The 18,870-nt window shown below is 32.0% G+C and carries 9 protein-coding genes; 5 read left to right on the plus strand and 4 right to left on the minus strand.

Features of this window, described 5'->3' with window-relative positions; translation table 11 throughout:
* Positions 1–19: 19 nt before the first annotated feature.
* The 4 genes from HMPREF9630_RS02075 to rpoB form a co-directional block, all read right to left on the minus strand.
* Positions 20–1,411, minus strand: coding sequence for an RsmB/NOP family class I SAM-dependent RNA methyltransferase (locus HMPREF9630_RS02075; protein ID WP_009526884.1), 1,392 nt, complete (start codon positions 1,409–1,411; stop codon positions 20–22).
* 4 nt (positions 1,412–1,415) lie between these two features.
* On the minus strand, positions 1,416–1,982 hold the full coding sequence (gene mnmM, locus HMPREF9630_RS02080) for a tRNA 5-(aminomethyl)-2-thiouridylate-methyltransferase MnmM (protein WP_009526885.1): 567 nt from the start codon (positions 1,980–1,982) through the stop codon (positions 1,416–1,418).
* Positions 1,983–2,170: 188 nt separating this feature from the next.
* Complete coding sequence (gene rpoC, locus HMPREF9630_RS02085) at positions 2,171–5,749, minus strand: DNA-directed RNA polymerase subunit beta' (RefSeq protein ID WP_009526886.1); 3,579 nt, start codon at positions 5,747–5,749, stop codon at positions 2,171–2,173.
* 257 nt (positions 5,750–6,006) lie between these two features.
* Positions 6,007–9,711: a DNA-directed RNA polymerase subunit beta gene (gene rpoB, locus HMPREF9630_RS02090; RefSeq protein WP_009526887.1), complete on the minus strand. Its 3,705-nt coding sequence runs from the start codon at positions 9,709–9,711 to the stop codon at positions 6,007–6,009.
* Positions 9,712–10,097: 386 nt separating this feature from the next.
* Here rpoB and HMPREF9630_RS02095 point away from each other — a divergent pair, with 386 nt between their 5' ends.
* The 5 genes from HMPREF9630_RS02095 (at position 10,098) to nifJ (ending at position 18,869) form a co-directional block, all read left to right on the plus strand.
* Positions 10,098–11,639: a sigma-54 interaction domain-containing protein gene (locus tag HMPREF9630_RS02095; RefSeq protein ID WP_009526888.1), complete on the plus strand. Its 1,542-nt coding sequence runs from the start codon at positions 10,098–10,100 to the stop codon at positions 11,637–11,639.
* 14 nt (positions 11,640–11,653) lie between these two features.
* Entirely contained in the window at positions 11,654–13,012 is a 1,359-nt protein-coding gene (locus HMPREF9630_RS02100; RefSeq protein WP_009526889.1) for a Na+/H+ antiporter NhaC family protein, read from the plus strand.
* An 81-nt stretch (positions 13,013–13,093) separates the two neighbouring features.
* On the plus strand, positions 13,094–14,287 hold the full coding sequence (megL, locus tag HMPREF9630_RS02105; RefSeq protein WP_009526890.1) for a methionine gamma-lyase: 1,194 nt from the start codon (positions 13,094–13,096) through the stop codon (positions 14,285–14,287).
* Positions 14,288–14,551: 264 nt separating this feature from the next.
* Positions 14,552–15,211, plus strand: a complete 660-nt coding sequence (locus tag HMPREF9630_RS02110; RefSeq protein WP_009526891.1) for an aspartate/glutamate racemase family protein — start codon at positions 14,552–14,554, stop codon at positions 15,209–15,211.
* A 154-nt stretch (positions 15,212–15,365) separates the two neighbouring features.
* Positions 15,366–18,869: a pyruvate:ferredoxin (flavodoxin) oxidoreductase gene (gene nifJ, locus HMPREF9630_RS02115; RefSeq protein ID WP_009526892.1), complete on the plus strand. Its 3,504-nt coding sequence runs from the start codon at positions 15,366–15,368 to the stop codon at positions 18,867–18,869.
* Position 18,870: the final 1 nt, after the last annotated feature.

The raw sequence follows: 18,870 nt of genomic DNA on the forward strand, positions 1-18,870 counted from the left end.
GAGTTTTAAACATAAAAATTTACATTATTCTCCAATTTTTGTTGTACATATTTTTCAATTTTGAATTTTTTGCTCTGACAAGCCCTATCGGATAATCTTCAAGACAAACTATATAATCGCCGTCTTTTATGCCATCCATTATTAAAGTTTCACCTTTTATATACTTTATAACTCTTTCATCATTTAATCCGAAATTTATTGTATATTGAAAATCTTTAGATTTTAAATATCTTATAAGTGCACTTGATATAACAAATTCATTATTCTTCAAATCTCCTAAATACAATCCGTTTCTTGCAATTCTAATCTTATATTTAAGTATTTTATCAAAAATCTCAAGATATAAAGAATTATTTTGCATAAAAAAATTGCCTTCCAACTTGCAATTCAAAAATTTCTTTTCAAATTCTGTATATTCTTTAGGCAGTTTTTTTCTATCTAAATATTTTTTCTTTTCATATTTACTATCTATATAGGATTCACTCTTTAAATCTGTTTCTTCAAAAATATTTTTTTCATTTTCTGATTTTTTATACATTAAACACAAAAAATGACCTTCCGATTTAGTTTTATGTGGAAAAAATCTTGCGCTTTCTTTTAAAAAATCAAAACTCATCATTCCATTTTTTTTCGGTATATCTATAAGTTCAAACTCACTGTGTTTTGAAAGGAAATTTAAAATGTTTTTTTCATTTTCGTCTGTATTGAAAGTGCAAGTTGAATATAACAACTTGCCCCCCACTTTTAACATTAACGCTGCTTTTTCAAGCAAATCTTTTTGAATTTCAACCGTCTCTTTTCTACTTCTTTCATAAGATGGTATTAATTTTTTATCTTTTCTGAACATCCCTTCGCCTGAACAAGGTGCGTCAAGAAGTATCCTATCAAAGAAACTTAAAAAATTTTTAGATATATTTTCTTGATTCTCATTTGTTATCATAACATTTCTAAGCCCATAATACTCTATATTTCTTAAAAGCGGCAAAATCCTATTTGTATTTATATCATTTGAAATTAACAAATCTTCATCTGATAATTTTTGTGATATTTGAAATGTTTTTCCTCCAGGAGATGCACACATATCCAATACTTTCATACCTTTTTGCACATCAAGATAATTTGCAGGTGCCATAGCTGAAGGCTCTTGTATATAATAAGCGCCTGTATGATACATAGGATTTTTTGACATCATATCATCACTATCCGTATAAATACCGCTATCGCTCCAAGGTACGTCTTCGTAATTATTTCCAATTATTTTTTTTAAATCATCTCTTGAAAGCTTTTTTGTGTTCACGCTTACAGCTTTATGATTTTTTTCGTTATAAGAGCTTATAAAATCACCATAATCGTCTTTAAGTAAAAGTTTCATATCTTGTATATAAGCACTTGGGAATTTATCGTCTTTCATATTTTTAATTCAGATTATCTCCTTTTTGAATTATAACTAATTTAGGTGCATTTTCATCTTGATTTATAGGATTTACATGAATTGCTTTAAAATTTCTGGCATCCAATATCCTTACATATTCCAACAACGTCTTATATTCTCTTGCATTGTCATGTCCTATATAAAACATTATACTTATAAGCCCGTTAGGTTTTAATATATCAATCGCTTTTTCCATTGCATGAAGTGTAGTATATGGATTTGTTTTTATAACATGGTCTGATTTTGGCAAATATCCTAAATTAAACATAACCAAATCAGGACTTCCTTTCACGTACTTATCCATATATTCATGGGAGTCATTGATAAAGTCTATATTCTTATGATATTCATTTTTTATATTTTCTTTGGCGGAAATAATAGCTTTTTCTTGTATATCAAAAGAGTATACTTTTACATCTTTTCCAAATGTCTCTATTATCATATTTGTATCATTACCATTTCCAAGCGTCGCATCTACAGCTATTTTTATATCCGATAAATAACTTTTTATTACAAGTTTTTGAATTTCAATAAGATTATTTATTTTCATACTATCTCCTACTAAAAAGAACCAATCCCCGATAACAAGGATTAGTTCTTTGATTTTAAAAATAAAATTATTTTAACCCTAATTATTCATATAATTTATAACATATAAGCAATAATAAATGTTTATATATTTTTTAAATATTGAAAACTTTTACAACTCACTATATTTTTTGTATGAATAATTCTGCTTTAAAAATCTGATATCACATCTTCCATATTTACTTCATTTTCATTAATATGTTCTTCTTCATTTATATTGTTTTGAAAATTTTCTTGCTCTAAAAATTCTTGAGATGTTCTTTGTTTTTTTCTTCTAAGAACTGAACCTGCCGGTATAAGTTTACCTATTATGACATTTTCTTTAAGTCCTCTCAAATAGTCCTTACTACCTTTTATAGCTGCATCAGTCAATACTTTTGTAGTTTCTTGGAAAGACGCCGCTGATAGGAATGAATCTGTAGAAAGAGCCGCTTTTGTTATACCTTGTAGCATTCTTGTATACTTAGCTTCCTCTTTATTTTCTTCTCTCATCTTAGCATTTATTCTCTCAAGCTCTCTTATATCCACTATTCCACCAGGTAAAAGCTCTGTATCTCCAGGCTCTTCAATCTTGGCTTTTTGCATCATTTGACGTACTATTATTTCAATATGTTTGTCGTTTATGTCAACCCCTTGTAAACGGTAAACTCTTTGTACTTCTTTTACTATATAGTTTTGAACTCCTTGTATACCATTTACTCTTAGAATATCATGCGGATTTATTGAACCTTGAGTAAGAGGATCTCCTGCATTTACTCTTTGACCGTCTTTAAACTTCAACATTGAACCGTAAGGTATAACATATCTGTATTCATATCCGTTATCATCTGTTATAACAGCTTCTTTTTTCTTTCCGTTTTCTTCAATTTTTGCTGTACCTGTAACTTCTGTTATAACTGCAAGACCTTTAGGTTTTCTTGCCTCGAATAACTCTTCAACCCTCGGCAAACCTTGAGTTATATCTCCGCCGGCTATACCGCCTGTATGGAAGGTTCTCATTGTAAGCTGTGTTCCCGGTTCACCGATAGACTGAGCAGCTATTATACCTACTGACTCTCCAATAGGCACTTCACTGCCTGTTGCAAGGTTTCTTCCATAACATTTAGCACATATACCTTGTTTTGATTTACAATCCATAGGTGTTCTTATCCAAACTTTTTCTACACCAGTTTTTACTATTTCTTCAGCTATATTTTCTACTATCATTTCTCCGGCAGATACTATAACTGAATTATCTTCAGGATTTAATACATCTTTAAGCGCATATCTTCCAACTATTCTGTCATATAGGTTTTCTATTTCTTCAGTACCGTCTTTAAATGCTGATACTTCTATACCCTCTGTTGAACCACAATCTTCTTCATTTATTATTACGTCTTGTGAAACGTCAACAAGTCTTCTTGTAAGATAACCTGAATCGGCAGTTCTAAGTGCGGTATCGGCAAGACCTTTTCTTGCACCGTGTGAAGAAGTAAAGTATTCCAAAACTGACAGACCTTCTCTAAAGTTAGATTTAACCGGTATTTCAACTGTCTTACCTGACGCATTTGCCATAAGACCTCTCATACCTGCCAACTGCTTAATTTGATTTTTTGAACCTCTGGCTCCTGATTGTGCCATTATATTTATATTGTTCATAGGTCCAAGATGTTTCATAAGAGCTTCAGTAACTTCATCAGTTGTTTTAGCCCATGCTTCTATTACTTTTTCATATCTTTCTTCATCAGACATTAAACCACGTCTAAAACTCTTTTCATATTTCTCTATAAGTTTTTCTGTGTTTGAGATTAAGTCATATTTCTCATCAGGAATCTCCATATCTGCAACTGATACTGATATTGCTGATTTTGTTGAGAATTTATAACCCATATTCTTTATATTGTCAAGCATCATAGATGTTACTTCATTTCCATGTTTTCTAAAGCATTTATCTATAACTATACCTATTTGTTTCTTATCAAGAACAAAATCTACTTCAAGAGAATATTTATCCACTTCTCTATCGACATACCCTAAATCTTGAGGTATATTTTCATTGAAAATAAATCTTCCAACTGTACTTTCAACTAACTTTCCTTCGTCTTGTGGAGATTTTTTCACTTTTACTTTTACTTTTGCATGAAGACTTACTTCTTTATTTTCATAAGCAAGAATCATTTCATCAAAATCTTTGTATACACTACCCTCACCTTTTGCACCTTCTTCAAATAATGTAAGATAGTATGTTCCAAGTATCATATCCTGTGTAGGCGTAGTTATTGGAAGCCCGTCTTTAGGAGCAAGTATGTTATTGGTTGAAAGCATAAGAGTTCTGCATTCATATTGTGATTCTACTGAAAGCGGAACGTGTACAGCCATTTGATCGCCGTCAAAGTCTGCATTATATGCAGTACAAACAAGCGGATGCAATTTTATTGCTTTTCCGTCTACAAGTACAGGTTCAAACGCCTGTATTCCAAGTCTGTGCAGAGTAGGTGCACGGTTTAACATTACAGGATGACCTTTTATTACATCTTCTAATATTGGCCATACTTCCGGATCTACTTTTTCAACCTTTTTTTTGGCAGCTTTCACATTGTGTGCAAAGTTTCTTTTTACAAGCTCATTCATAACAAAAGGTTTGAACAGCTCAAGAGCCATCTTTTTAGGCAAACCGCATTGATTGAATTTAAGTGTAGGACCAACTACTATAACGGAACGACCTGAGTAATCTACCCTTTTACCAAGCAAGTTTTGACGAAATCTTCCTTGCTTTCCTTTAAGCATATCTGTAAGTGATTTAAGAGGTCTGTTTCCAGGGCCTGATACCGGCTTTCCTCTTCTACCGTTATCTATAAGTGCATCTACAGATTCCTGCAACATTCTCTTTTCGTTTCTAACTATAATATCAGGTGCTCCAAGTTCAAGCAATCTTTGTAATCTGTTGTTTCTGTTTATAACTCTTCTGTATAAATCATTCAAATCTGAAGTTGCAAATCTTCCCCCATCAAGTTGCACCATAGGTCTCAAGTCAGGAGGTATTACAGGTACAACGTCTAATATCATCCAACAAGGATCATTTCCTGATTTTCTAAATGATTCTACAACATCCAATCTTCTTATACATTTTACTCTTTTTTGTCCTGTTGCATCTTTAAATTTTATTTTTAATTCTTGAGATAATTTTTCTAAGTCGATTTTTGAAAGCAATATCTTTATTGCTTCTGCTCCCATCATGGCTTTAAAAGAATCATATCCATATGTGTCTATTGCATCTTTATATTCTTTTTCAGTTAATATTTGCTTTTCTAATAAATTGGTTTCTCCGGGTTCTATAACTATATACGATGCAAAGTATAAAACTTTTTCCAATTCTTTAGGAGAAATATCAAGCAATATTCCCATTCTTGAAGGCACTCCCTTAAAGTACCATATATGAGATACAGGTGCAGCAAGTTTTATATGTCCCATTCTTTCACGTCTGAATTTGGAACTTGTAACTTCAACTCCACATTTGTCGCATATTATTCCTCTGTGTTTTAACTTATCTTTTTTATATTTTCCACAATTACATTCGTAATCTTTTGTAGGTCCGAATATTTTTTCGCAAAAAAGTCCGTCTTTTTCAGGCTTTAATGTTCTATAATTAATAGTTTCAGGTTTTTTTACCTCACCTTTAGACCACTCTAAAATTTTATCAGGAGATGCAAGTGCAATTTGTATTGATTCAAAATTATTTAATTCAAACAAGGAAGTTCCCCCTTAGTAAAAATCCATTTTATAAATACTTATATAGTTCACTTTTTATTAAATATAGTATTTATAAAGGTTAGTATTTCGGTTTAAAAATTTCAAAATTTATATTTTCATAATTTATATGACAGCATAACTTTATAATTTACAAGTTATACTATCATATAAAAGCTGTGATTATTTAATATTGTTTTTAAATGTTATTCATAAAAAACATTATCTGTCGTCAATATTAGTTAATAGTATATATTTTTCTAAAAGTCAAAATCTTCGTCATCTATATCAAAGTCTTCGCCGTCAAAATCTTCCTCATCATCGCTGTTTAAATCTATATTATCTTCATTTATCATACTATTTTCGCCGCTTACATATACTTCTTCACTTATATTTTCAAAAGGTAATATATCGTTAAGTTCTTCATCAACTTTAATTTCTTCATCTGTTTCTGTAAGAACTTTTACATCTAAAGCTAATGACTGCAATTCTTTAATCAATACTTTAAATGATTCCGGAATACCAGGTTCCGGAACATTTTCACCTTTTACTATAGACTCATAAGTTTTAACTCTACCTACAACGTCATCTGATTTAACAGTAAGTATTTCTTGAAGTGTATGTGCCGCACCATAAGCCTCTAAAGCCCATACCTCCATCTCTCCAAATCTTTGACCGCCAAACTGAGCTTTACCACCAAGCGGTTGTTGAGTTACCATTGAATATGGTCCTGTCGATCTTGCATGTATTTTGTCATCAACAAGGTGGTGAAGTTTAAGCATATACATATAGCCTACAGTTACAGGATTATCAAAATGCTCTCCTGTTCTTCCGTCTCTTAAAAGCAGCTTACCGCTTTTCGGATAGTTGGCAAGTTCAAGTGCATTAAATATATCTTCTTCCACCGCTCCGTCAAATACAGGTGTAGATACATACCAGCCAAGAGCTTTTGCTGCAAGTCCTAAATGCACTTCAAGCACCTGTCCTATATTCATTCTTGATGGAACCCCAAGAGGATTTAGCACTATTTCAAGCGGTGTACCATCAGGTAAAAACGGCATATCTTCTTCCGGTAAAACTCTTGAAATTACACCTTTATTACCATGTCTACCTGCCATTTTATCTCCGACTTGTATCTTTCTTTTCTTAGCTATATATACTCTTACAAGTCTATTTACACCCGGTGCAAGTTCATCACAATTTTCTCTTGTAAATTCTTTTATATCTACTATTATACCTGATTCTCCGTGTGGTACTCTAAGCGATGAGTCTTTTACTTCTCTGGCTTTTTCTCCAAATATAGCTCTTAGTAATCTTTCTTCAGGAGTAGTGTCCGTTTCTCCCTTTGGAGATACTTTACCAACTAATATATCTCCTGATTTTACTTCTGCGCCTATTCTTATTATACCTCTCTCGTCCAAGTCCTTTATAGCATCTGCTCCGACATTTGGTATATCTCTTGTTATCAATTCCGGTCCAAGTTTAGTATCTCTTGCTTCAGAATCATATTCTTCAATATGAATAGATGAAAGTCTATCTTCTTTTACAAGTCTTTCATTTATCAAAATAGCATCCTCATAGTTGTATCCGTCCCATGTCATAAATGCTATTAGAGAATTCCTTCCAAGAGAAACTTCTCCAAGTTCAGTAGAAGGTCCGTCAGCTATAACATCTCCTGCATTAAGCACATCGCCTTTTTTTACTATAGGCGTTTGATTTACGCAAGTTCCGTTATTAGAACGTTTGAACTTCAATAGTTTATATTTATCCAAATTTCCGTTATCTGCTCTTATTTGAATTTCATCTGCAGATACTTTTTCTACCGTACCGGAATTTTTTGATATGACAACCGCTCCAGAGTCTTTTGCAGCTCTATATTCTATAGAAGTACCTATTATAGGAGCCTCTCTTCTAACGAGAGGAACAGCTTGACGTTGCATGTTTGAACCCATAAGAGCTCTATTGGCATCGTCATTTTCCAAGAACGGTATCATAGCGGTAGCCACAGATACAACCTGCATAGGAGACACGTCTACGTAGTCAACTAAATTGGCATCAACAAGCTCGATAGTACCTTTTTCTATTCTTGAAGCAACCTTTTTATTTACAAACCAGTCATCTTCTCCTATAGGCTCATTTGCCTGAACTCTTATATACTTGTCTTCTTCATCTGCTGATAAATAATCTATTATATCAGTAACTTTATGATTTTCCTTATCTACCCTTCTGTAAGGTGATTCTATAAAGCCATATTCATTTATTCTTGCATATACTGAAAGTGAGTTTATAAGACCTATATTAGGACCTTCCGGAGTTTCTATAGGGCACATTCTTCCATAGTGAGAATAATGAACATCTCTAACTTCGAAACCGGCTCTTTCTCTTGAAAGTCCTCCGGGACCAAGGGCAGACAATCTTCTCTTGTGAGTGAGTTCAGAAAGAGGATTTGTCTGATCCATAAACTGAGAAAGTTGCGAAGAACCGAAAAACTCTTTTATAGCTGATGTTACAGGTCTTATATTCATAAGATTGCTTGGAGTCATTTCTATAACATCTTGAGTAGTCATTCTCTCTCTTATAACTCTTTCCATTCTTGCCATACCGATTCTAAATTGGTTTTGCAACAATTCTCCAACAGTTCTTATTCTTCTGTTTCCAAGATGATCTATATCATCAACATTACCAACATTATAGAATAAATTGAATTGATAACTTATTGAAGCTATAATATCTTCCATAGTTATATGTTTTGGATATAGCTCATTTCTTCTGAGTTTTAATTGTTTTCTAATATCTTCTTCATTTTCACAGCTATCGAGTATTTCTCTTAATACGCTGTATTTTACTTTATCATTAAACTTTAAATCTTCTATATCAAAATCTATATAAGCTTTTATATCTACAAAAGAATTTCCTATTACCTTTACAACTTTGTCATCATTTATACCGTCTCTTAATTCTATCATTACATAGCTTATACCTGTATTATCGACTTTTACAGCATCTTGCGCAGTAAGCATATGTCCTTTTTCAAATATAACTTCTCCGGTATTAGGATCTATTACATCTTCTGCCAAGTATCTGTTAGTTATTCTATTTGATAGAGCTAATTTCTTATTGTATTTATATCTTCCCACTTTTGCCAAATCATATCTTCTATGATCGAAAAATAAGTTATTTATAAGAAGTGTAGCACTTTCTATTGTAGGCGGCTCTCCCGGTCTTAATTTTCTATATATGTCAAGTAAAGCCTCATCCTTATTTTTAGTAGTATCTTTTTGTAATGTGGGGATGAGTAATTCATCTTCTTGTAATAAATCTTTTATTTCTTCATCGCTACTATATCCAAGCGCTCTAAGAAGCACTGTTATAGGCTGTTTTCTGTTTCTGTCTATTCTTACATTGACTACATCGCTTGAATCAGTTTCGTATTCAAGCCAAGCGCCTCTATTAGGTATCACAGTAGATGATATAAGTTTATTTCCTGTTTTATCAATCTCTTGAGCATAATATACTCCCGGAGATCTAACTATTTGGCTTACAATTACCCTTTCTGCACCGTTTATTACGAAAGTTCCGCTATCAGTCATAAGCGGAAAATCTCCTAAAAATACAGGTTCAGCATTTTCATTTTTTACTATCTGAGTACCGTCTTCATCTTTAACTGTAAGCTTAACTCTTATTTTTATAGGAGTTGCATAGGTAACATCTCTTTCTTTTGACTCTTCAATGTTGTATTTAGGTATATCTTCTATAATATAGTCAAGGAACTCAAGTTTCACATTACCGGAAAAACCTTCTATAGGAAATATTTCTTCAAATACTTCTCTTAGTCCCTCTTTGATAAACCATTTGTAAGAATCAACCTGAATTTCTATAAGATTTGGAAGTTCAGCAACAGAAGGAATTTTTGAAAAACTCATTCTCGTTCTTCTTCCAATTTTTACAGGATGTGGATGTTGCATTAGGGTTTCACCTCTTTATAAATTTCAATTTTATAACTCATAAGCACAGTTATACCATTTTATATTACACTATATCTAATCTATTATATTAAATTTTTTTCATATTGTCAATGAAATATAAATAATTAACTAATTTTTATATTTCATAATTTTTTTAAAAAATTTAATATTAAACTATGTATTTTTTTCATTTTTTGGTATATAATTGTTCCAAAAGGAACGAAAACATTCCGTAAATTTTCTTTAATTTTTAATGTTTTTAAAAATAGGTTCAATTTTATTCCATTTCGCTTTAAAAATGTACCTGTAGGAGTTAGAAAATTGCCCAAAATTTATTGGCATAGAATTTGCTTTATATATTTAGCGATAGGATTTAGGAGGTGTTTATGGATATCAAGCGTATAAAAATAATGTTTTATATTAATAGACCTCATTTGACATATGATATACTGACAGTATTTAAAAAGCACGATATTCCTATCATATCCATGGAAGTTTATAGTAATGTAATATATTTGAAGATACCTTTTATATCGGACGATTTGACCGAAGAAATAAGGGTAGAATGCGAAAAAGTTTACGGCTATGACTATATGGAAGAAATAGATGTTATGTCTTTTGAGGAAAAGGATATAGGTCTAAAAAGTGTGCTTAATCTAATTAGTGAAGGGGTGATAATATTAGATAGTAAGGGTGTAATTGAATATGGAAATAAAGTATCTTTTGATTTCATTGAAAACGTTAGGACAGGACATTTAATATTCGATTTTATAGATGACAAAGATTTAAAAAACTGTATAAAATCTGATAAAAAAAGCTCAGTGGACTTTATAAAAAACAAAAATATTCAAATAAAAAATAAAAACTTCTTATTGAATATGAATCCACTCTACTCTGAAGAAGGTATTTTCTGTGGACACTTACTCACATTGAAAGAAATCAAGGAAGATTTGTTTTATGACAGTGTTATAACCTTTGATGATATAATGGGTGATGACCGAAAATTTAGACAGATTATAGAAACTGCTAAACATTATTCTCATTCAGACGCATCTATTCTTCTAACTGGAGAAAGCGGTACAGGTAAAGAAATGTTTGCAAGAGCTATACATTCAGAATCTAAAAGGTCAAAGATGCCATTTGTGAGTATAAATTGTGCCGCTATACCTGACGAACTTTTAGAATCAGAGTTATTCGGATACACAGCCGGAAGTTTTACAGGAGCAAACAAAAGCGGAAAAATAGGTATTTTTGAAATGGCTGAAGGAGGTACAGTATTCCTTGATGAAATAGGAGAATTAAATTACCATCTGCAAGCTAAACTTTTAAGAGTTTTGCAAGAGAAAAAAATACGTCCTATAGGCTCTGAAAAGGAAAAAGATATGAACGTAAGAATAATTTCAGCTACAAACAGAAATCTGGAAAAACTTATAAATGAAGGCAGTTTTAGAATGGATTTATTCTACAGACTTAACATTTTTAGAATTCAATTACCACCACTAAGACAAAGACAAGATGATATACCTAAACTTACAAATTATTTTTTAAAAATTCTATCTACAAGATATGATAAGCAAAATATTTCTCTGAGCAATGATGCAGAATCAACACTTATATCATATAGCTGGCCGGGAAATATAAGAGAAATGCAAAATGTATTAGAAAGAGCTGTTGTATTGACCTCTAATAATACTATAAAAAAGGAACATATAATCTTCGATAAAACAAACGGATTTGAAAATATTTCTATCGAAGAAAACGATTTTGGAACAACAGTATCCAAATTTGAAAGAGAACTTATACTAAAATACTTACGTAAATACAAGAGTATAAGAAATACAGCAAAAAATATCGGAGTTACCCACACATTACTTATCAATAGAATAAAAAAATACAATATTGAAGATGATGAGTGGAAAAATTCGTAATTTAGGAGGATGTCATGAAAGAAGAACGAAAATCCAGTTTTATAGCTCTTATACCATTTTTAGCGTTTATAATATCTTATTTATCAATCGGTATCATTCTTGTAAACCAAGGTGATTCCATGGGATTTTATGGCTTTAAAGCTCCGATTGCAGTAATAATCGGTATAATATTAGCTTTTATCCTTATAAAAGGCTCAATTGATGATAAATTTTCTATATTTATAAAAGGCTGTGGTGACGAAAACATAATAATAATGTGTATAATTTACATACTTGCCGGCGCATTTTCTACAGTATCTTCAAATATGGGTGGTGTAGATTCTGTTGTAAACTTAGGTCTTAGTATAATACCCCCAAGTTTGATAACTGTCGGAATATTCTTAATAGCCTGTTTTATCTCAATATCTACAGGAACTTCTGTGGGTACTATAGTTGCTCTTGGACAAATAGCAGTTGGTTTCGCAAATAAAACAGGAATATCTATGCCTTTGATAGTAGGTGCTTTGGTGAGCGGTGCAATGTTTGGAGACAACCTATCAGTAATATCAGATACTACTATTGCCGCTACAAGAACACAAGGCGTTCAAATGAAAGATAAATTTAGAACAAACTTCGTAATGGTAGTACCAGCTATGCTATTAACTGTAATATTACTTTTGATATTTGGTAAAGCACCAGGCACTATTCAAGCAGAAACATATGAATATAATATAGTAAAAATCGTACCTTACTTATTTGTATTAATTAGTGCTATAGCAGGTATGAACGTATTTATAGTATTGACACTCGGTACTATATTATCAGGTATCATCGGAATATCATTTGGTTCTTTCTCACTTTTAGAGTTCACTAACTTTGCTTATGACGGTTTTAACGGAATGTTCGAAATATTCCTATTATCTATGCTTACAGGCGGTTTGGCAGCTTTAGTTGCTCATGGCGGAGGATTGAACTGGCTATTAGACAAAATAAAATCTTTCATAAAAGGCGAAAAATCTGCAGAAGTAGGAATTGCTGCTATAACAGCTTTAACTGATGCCGCTACTGCAAATAATACAGTTGCTATAATCATAGATGGACCTATAGCAAGAAATATATCCGAAGAATTCAAAGTTGATCCAAGAAGAAGTGCATCTTTACTTGACTGTTTCGGAGCAATAATGCAAGGTTTTATACCTTACGGAGCACAATTATTAATCGCTGCAAAATTCACAGAAGGTGTATTAAATCCAATGGATATAATGCCATTCTTATGGTATCAATATCTATTAGCAATTTTCGCAATAGCATCAATATTTATACCATTTGCTAACGGATATATCAATAAGCATCCATGGAATTTCGAAGAGTGGAAAGCCGCTGATGAAAAATAGTTCAAATTTTTAAATAGTCGAAAATATATTAAATATAATTTACTAATTTATTAAAATATAAAATTTTAGGAGGAAAGAAAAATGAAAATGAACGACAATATGGGATTTTCAACTAAACAAATACACGCAGGTTACGAAAAAAATATATTTGGAGCACTTGCAACACCAATATATCAAACATCAACATTCGTATTTGACTCTGCTGAACAAGGTGGAAGAAGATTTGCTCTACAAGAAGATGGATACATATACACAAGATTAGGTAACCCTACTGTAAGTGTTGTAGAAAAAAAATTGGCCGTATTGGAAGGTGGAGAAGCTGCTGTAGCAACAGCTTCAGGAATAGGCGCAATATCATCAGTTATGTGGACAATGTTAAATGCTAAAGATCATGTAATAGCACCTAAGACACTTTACGGATGCACATTTTCTCTATTAAATCATGTTCTACCAAGATTCGGAGTAGAAACAACTTTTGTAGATTTCAGAGATATCAACAATATAAAAAATGCAATGAAAGAAAATACAAGAATGATATATATGGAAAGCCCTGCAAACCCTAATATGTACCTTGCGGATATAGAAGAAATAGCTAAAATGGCTCACGAAAAACCTAATTGTATAGTAGTTGTAGATAACACATATTGTACACCTGTTATACAAAGACCATTAGAATTAGGAGCTGATTTGGTTGTACACTCAGCTACTAAATATCTAAACGGACACGGAGATGTTTTAGCAGGTTTTGCAGTAGGAAAAAAAGAGTTGATAGATCAAGTAAGATTGGTAGGAGTAAAAGATTGTACAGGTTCAGTTTTAAGTCCATTTGACGCTTTTCTTTTAGGAAGAGGAATGAAGACTTTACTTATAAGAATGCAAAGACACTGTGACAATGCTATGAAGGTTGCTGAATTCTTAGAAACACATCCTGCAGTTAAATCAATATACTATCCGGGATTAAAATCATTCCCACAATACGAACTTGCACAAAAGCAAATGAAAATGCCGGGAGCTATGATTTCATTTGAAGTAAAAGGCGGAAAAGAAGCTGGTATAAAATTGATGAACGCTGTAAAACTTTGTATGTTGGCAGTAAGCTTAGGCGATACTGAAACTCTAATACAACATCCTGCAAGTATGACACACTCTACTTATACAGAACAAGAAAGAAAAGATTCAGATATAGCAGAAGGTTTAGTAAGATTATCCATAGGACACGAAGATCCTGAAGATATAATAGCAGATTTAAAACAAGCCTTAGATTCAATAATTTAATATTTTAAGAATTATAACACAGTAAGTTAAATTTAATAATAGTAATTAATTTTTAAAAATTAATTACTATTATTATGATATTTCTTCCAAAATATTCAACATTATTTATACTGACTGATGAAGAATTTATAATTAATTACATATATATTTTTATGTAATTAAAATAATTTATGTATTAAATATTTAATGCATATAATAAAAATAAGCATTATATAAAAAATTATATACACATTGATTATATCATATATCGAAAGGAGAGAATTTATGAAGTTAGGTGTAATAGCCGGCACAGTGGTAGATACTCAGATGGGTTGTGATTTAATAGAAAGTTATGATTATACATCTGTTTTTTTGCCAATGTCAAATACTTGCAACGAACAATCTGAAAGTCAATACTACTCAAAAACAAAATTGGAAGAATTGTTCATCAAAAAATGCAAGACAGCCAAAGAACAAGGATGCGAAAAAATTTTCTTATACTGCAATTCGCTTAGTTGTAGTGTAGATTACAACAAGATTTCATCTGAATTAAACATAGAAATAATTACACCCTTAGAATCATATAAACATCTTCCAACTTATTGTAAAAATATCGTAATAATGGGAGCAAACGGACTTTCCGCTTTTATGATTGATAAAATAATAAGAGAGCATAATAAAGGTGTAAATACAATATGCTATGGAAATGTAAGCATAGTAGAATCTATAGAAGCTAAAAAAACTCCAATAGATATAATCAAAGAATTAAATATAAACGGTTTTATACACTATATAGAAAATATAAATTCAAGCAAATTCAAAGTAGATTCTATATTACTTGGTTGCACTCATTTTCCATACATAAAAGAAGAAATAGAAAAAATTACAAATTTAAAAATAATAGACCCTACCAAAGATATGCTTGACAGATGCAAAAATAATTAATTCTTATATTTTTAAATAATTGTATTAAATAAGTAAAGAATACCACAGTTTTCTTTTCAATATTCTATTTTTTCATAATAAAAAAGATATGAAAAGATATTTGTGAAAATATAAAGATAAAAAATAACAGGACTAAAGAAAGGATTATCATAAAATGAAAAAGATGATTACATTAAACGGAAATACAGCAGCTGCAACAGTTGCATACGCTTTTTCCGAAGTTGCACCAATATATCCTATAACACCATCATCAGATATGTCAGAGCTTATCGATGCATGGGCGGCAAATAATAAAGAAAACATATTCGGAGAACAAGTACAAGTTACAGAATTACAATCAGAAGCAGGAGCAGCAGGTGCAATGCACGGGGCTTTATCAGCAGGTGTACTTGCAACATCATTCACATCATCACAAGGTTTACTCCTTATGATACCTAATATGTACAAGATGTCAGGAGAATTACTACCAGGAGTAATTCACGTGGCTGCCAGAGCATTATCAACTCATGCCCTTTCAATATTTGGAGATCACCAAGATGTCATGGCATGTAGACAAACCGGTTTTGCAATGATGGCATCAGGATCGGTTCAGGAAATATTAGACTTAGGAGCAATATCTCACTTGACAGCCATCAAAACAAGAATACCTTTCTTACACTTCTTTGACGGTTTTAGAACATCACATGAATTCCAAAAAGTAGAAAGTGTAGACTATGATATATACAAACAGTTAGTAGATAAACAAGCAATACTTAACTTCAGAAACAAAAGTATGAATCCTGAACATCCATATACAAAAGGAACAGCACAAAATCCTGACGTATACTTCCAAGGAGCCGAAGCATCAAATAAAAGATATGATACGGTAGTGCCTACTGTGATTGAATACATGGAAAAATTAGGAGAACTCACAGGAAGAAAATACAAACCGTTTGACTATGTAGGAGCAAAAGACGCAAAACATATAATAATAGCAATGGGTTCAGTAAACGAAACAATAGAAGAAACAATCAGCTACCTAATAGAACAAGGAGAAAAAGTAGGACTTGTAAAAGTAAGATTATATAGACCGTTCTCAAAAGAAGCTCTATTAAGTGTAATACCTAAAACAGTAGAAGTTATATCAGTATTAGATAGAACAAAGGAAAAAGGAAGTCCATTTGAACCGCTTCATTATGACATATTAGGAGCATATTCAGGAGAAGAAAATAAACCTGTTATAGTAGGCGGAAGATATGGTTTAGGTTCTAAAAACACAACACCAAGTCAAATAAAAGCAGTATTTGACAATATGAAATCAGACAAACCTAAAGACAGATTCACAATAGGAATAATAGACGATATAACACACACAAACTTAGAAATAAAAGACATAATCACAACAGAGCCGAAAGATACTATAAAATGTAAATTCTGGGGATTCGGTTCAGACGGTACAGTAGGCGCCAACAAATCAGCCATAAAAATAATAGGCGATGGAACTGATATGTACGCACAAGCCTATTTTGCATACGATTCAAAAAAATCAGGCGGAGTAACAATATCACACCTAAGATTCGGAAGTAAACCTATACAATCCACATATTTGATAACTAAACCTGACTTCATAAGCTGTTCAATGCAATCCTATGTAGATAACTATCATCTTTTAGAAGGAATAAAAGAAGGCGGAACTTTCCTTTTAAATACTATATGGAATATAGACGAATTGTCAAAAAATCTACCTGCTCATATGAAAAGAGAGCTATATGAGAAAAAAATAAACTTCTACACAATAAACGCAACACATATAGCAGAAGAAATAGGATTAGGCACAAGAACAAATATGATAATGCAATCAGCATTCTTCAAATTATCAAATGTTATACCTATAGAAGAAGCAGTTGAAAGACTGAAAGAATCCATCAAAAAAACTTACGGTAAAAAAGGTGATGCCATAGTAAATATGAATTACCTTGCAGTAGACAAAGGTAAAGACGATCTTGTAAAAATAGAAATACCTGAAGATTGGAAAGATGCACAAGATAAATCGGTAGAAAAAGATTATCCAAAATATGTAAAAGAAATCTTAATACCGTTAAACTCACAAAAAGGAGATAACAAACCTGTTTCAGCCTTTATGGAAAGAGAAGAAGGCTCAATGCCTAACGGAACAACAAAATATGAAAAAAGAGCTGTAGCTGTAAACGTACCTAAGTGGAATAAAGATAATTGTATACAATGTAATCAATGCTCTTTTGTATGTCCTCACGCAGTAATAAGACCATTCTTGTTAAACGAAGAAGAAAATGCAAATAAACCTGAAGGTTTCCAAACTATCAAAGCAAACGGAAAAGGCTTGGATAACTTACAATACAAAATACAAGTATCCGTCCTTGACTGTACAGGTTGCGGCAATTGTGCAAATGTGTGTCCTGCCAAAGAAAAAGCACTCACAATGGTACCACTTGGAGAAGAATTGGAAGAAAGCAAAAATTGGGATTATGCAATGAAACTTTCTCCTAAAGAAGAACTTATGGAAGATAACACAGTAAAAGGTTCACAATTTAAACAACCTCTACTCGAATTCCACGGTGCATGTGCAGGTTGCGGAGAAACACCATATGCAACATTAGTTACACAGTTGTTCGGAGACAGAATGCTAATAGCAAACGCATCAGGTTGTTCATCAATATGGGGAGGTTCATATCCATCTACAGGATTTACAACTAATCATGAAGGTCATGGACCTGCTTGGGCGAGTTCATTATTCGAAGATAACGCAGAATACGGTTACGGTATGGCACTCGCAGTAAAAAAATTAAGAAATACAATCAAACTTCATATGGAAAAATATATGAAAGCAAATCCTAACAGTGAATGCGAAGAAGTATTCAACAAATGGATTGACAACATGAAAGACCCAAAAATAACAAAATCACTTAAAAATCAAATTGTAGAATTAACTAAAAACTCAGCAGATAAAGATTTAAAAGAAATAAATGATCTAAAAGACTATCTTGTAAAACAAAGCATATGGAGTTTTGGTGGAGACGGTTGGGCATATGACATAGGTTATGGCGGATTGGATCACGTTATGGCATCAGGAGAAGACTTCAACATACTTGTATTTGATACAGAAGTTTACTCAAATACAGGAGGACAATCATCCAAATCAACACCACGTGCAGCAGTAGCAAAATTTGCCGCAAGCGGTAAGAAAGTAAGAAAAAAAGACTTAGGCGCAATGCTTATGACATACGGATACGTATATGTTGCACAAGTAGCTATGGGAGCAAATATGAATCAGCTTATAAAAGCATTAAAAGAAGCTGAAAGTTATGACGGTCCATCTATAGTAATATGCTACGCACCTTGTATAAATCATGGAATACACAGCGGTATGGGAACAACAATAAACCAAGAAAAAAGAGCAGTTGATTGCGGATACTGGCATCTATACAGATATAACCCACTACTTATAGAAGATGGTAAAAATCCGTTCACATTAGACAGCAAAGAGCCTAAAGCAAGCTTCCAAGAATTCTTGGATTCAGAAGTAAGATATACATCACTTAAAAAGACATTCCCTGAAATAGCTCAAGAATTATACGATATGGCAAAAGAAGACTCTATATTCAGATATAAGAGATATAAAAAGATGGCAGAAAATAATTAAA

It is taken from the genome of Peptoanaerobacter stomatis (assembly GCF_000238095.2).
Taxonomy (GTDB): Bacteria; Bacillota; Clostridia; order Peptostreptococcales; family Filifactoraceae; genus Peptoanaerobacter; species Peptoanaerobacter stomatis_A.

What these genes read in the sequence shown, in the direction of transcription:
- HMPREF9630_RS02075 (WP_009526884.1), bottom strand. Translation starts at nt 1,411, where the DNA reads ATGAAAGACGATAAATTCCCAAGTGCTTATATACAAGATATGAAACTT.
- mnmM (WP_009526885.1), bottom strand. Translation starts at nt 1,982, where the DNA reads ATGAAAATAAATAATCTTATTGAAATTCAAAAACTTGTAATAAAAAGT.
- rpoB (WP_009526887.1), bottom strand. Translation starts at nt 9,711, where the DNA reads ATGCAACATCCACATCCTGTAAAAATTGGAAGAAGAACGAGAATGAGT.
- HMPREF9630_RS02095 (WP_009526888.1), top strand. Translation starts at nt 10,098, where the DNA reads ATGGATATCAAGCGTATAAAAATAATGTTTTATATTAATAGACCTCAT.
- HMPREF9630_RS02100 (WP_009526889.1), top strand. Translation starts at nt 11,654, where the DNA reads ATGAAAGAAGAACGAAAATCCAGTTTTATAGCTCTTATACCATTTTTA.
- megL (WP_009526890.1), top strand. Translation starts at nt 13,094, where the DNA reads ATGAAAATGAACGACAATATGGGATTTTCAACTAAACAAATACACGCA.
- HMPREF9630_RS02110 (WP_009526891.1), top strand. Translation starts at nt 14,552, where the DNA reads ATGAAGTTAGGTGTAATAGCCGGCACAGTGGTAGATACTCAGATGGGT.
- nifJ (WP_009526892.1), top strand. Translation starts at nt 15,366, where the DNA reads ATGAAAAAGATGATTACATTAAACGGAAATACAGCAGCTGCAACAGTT.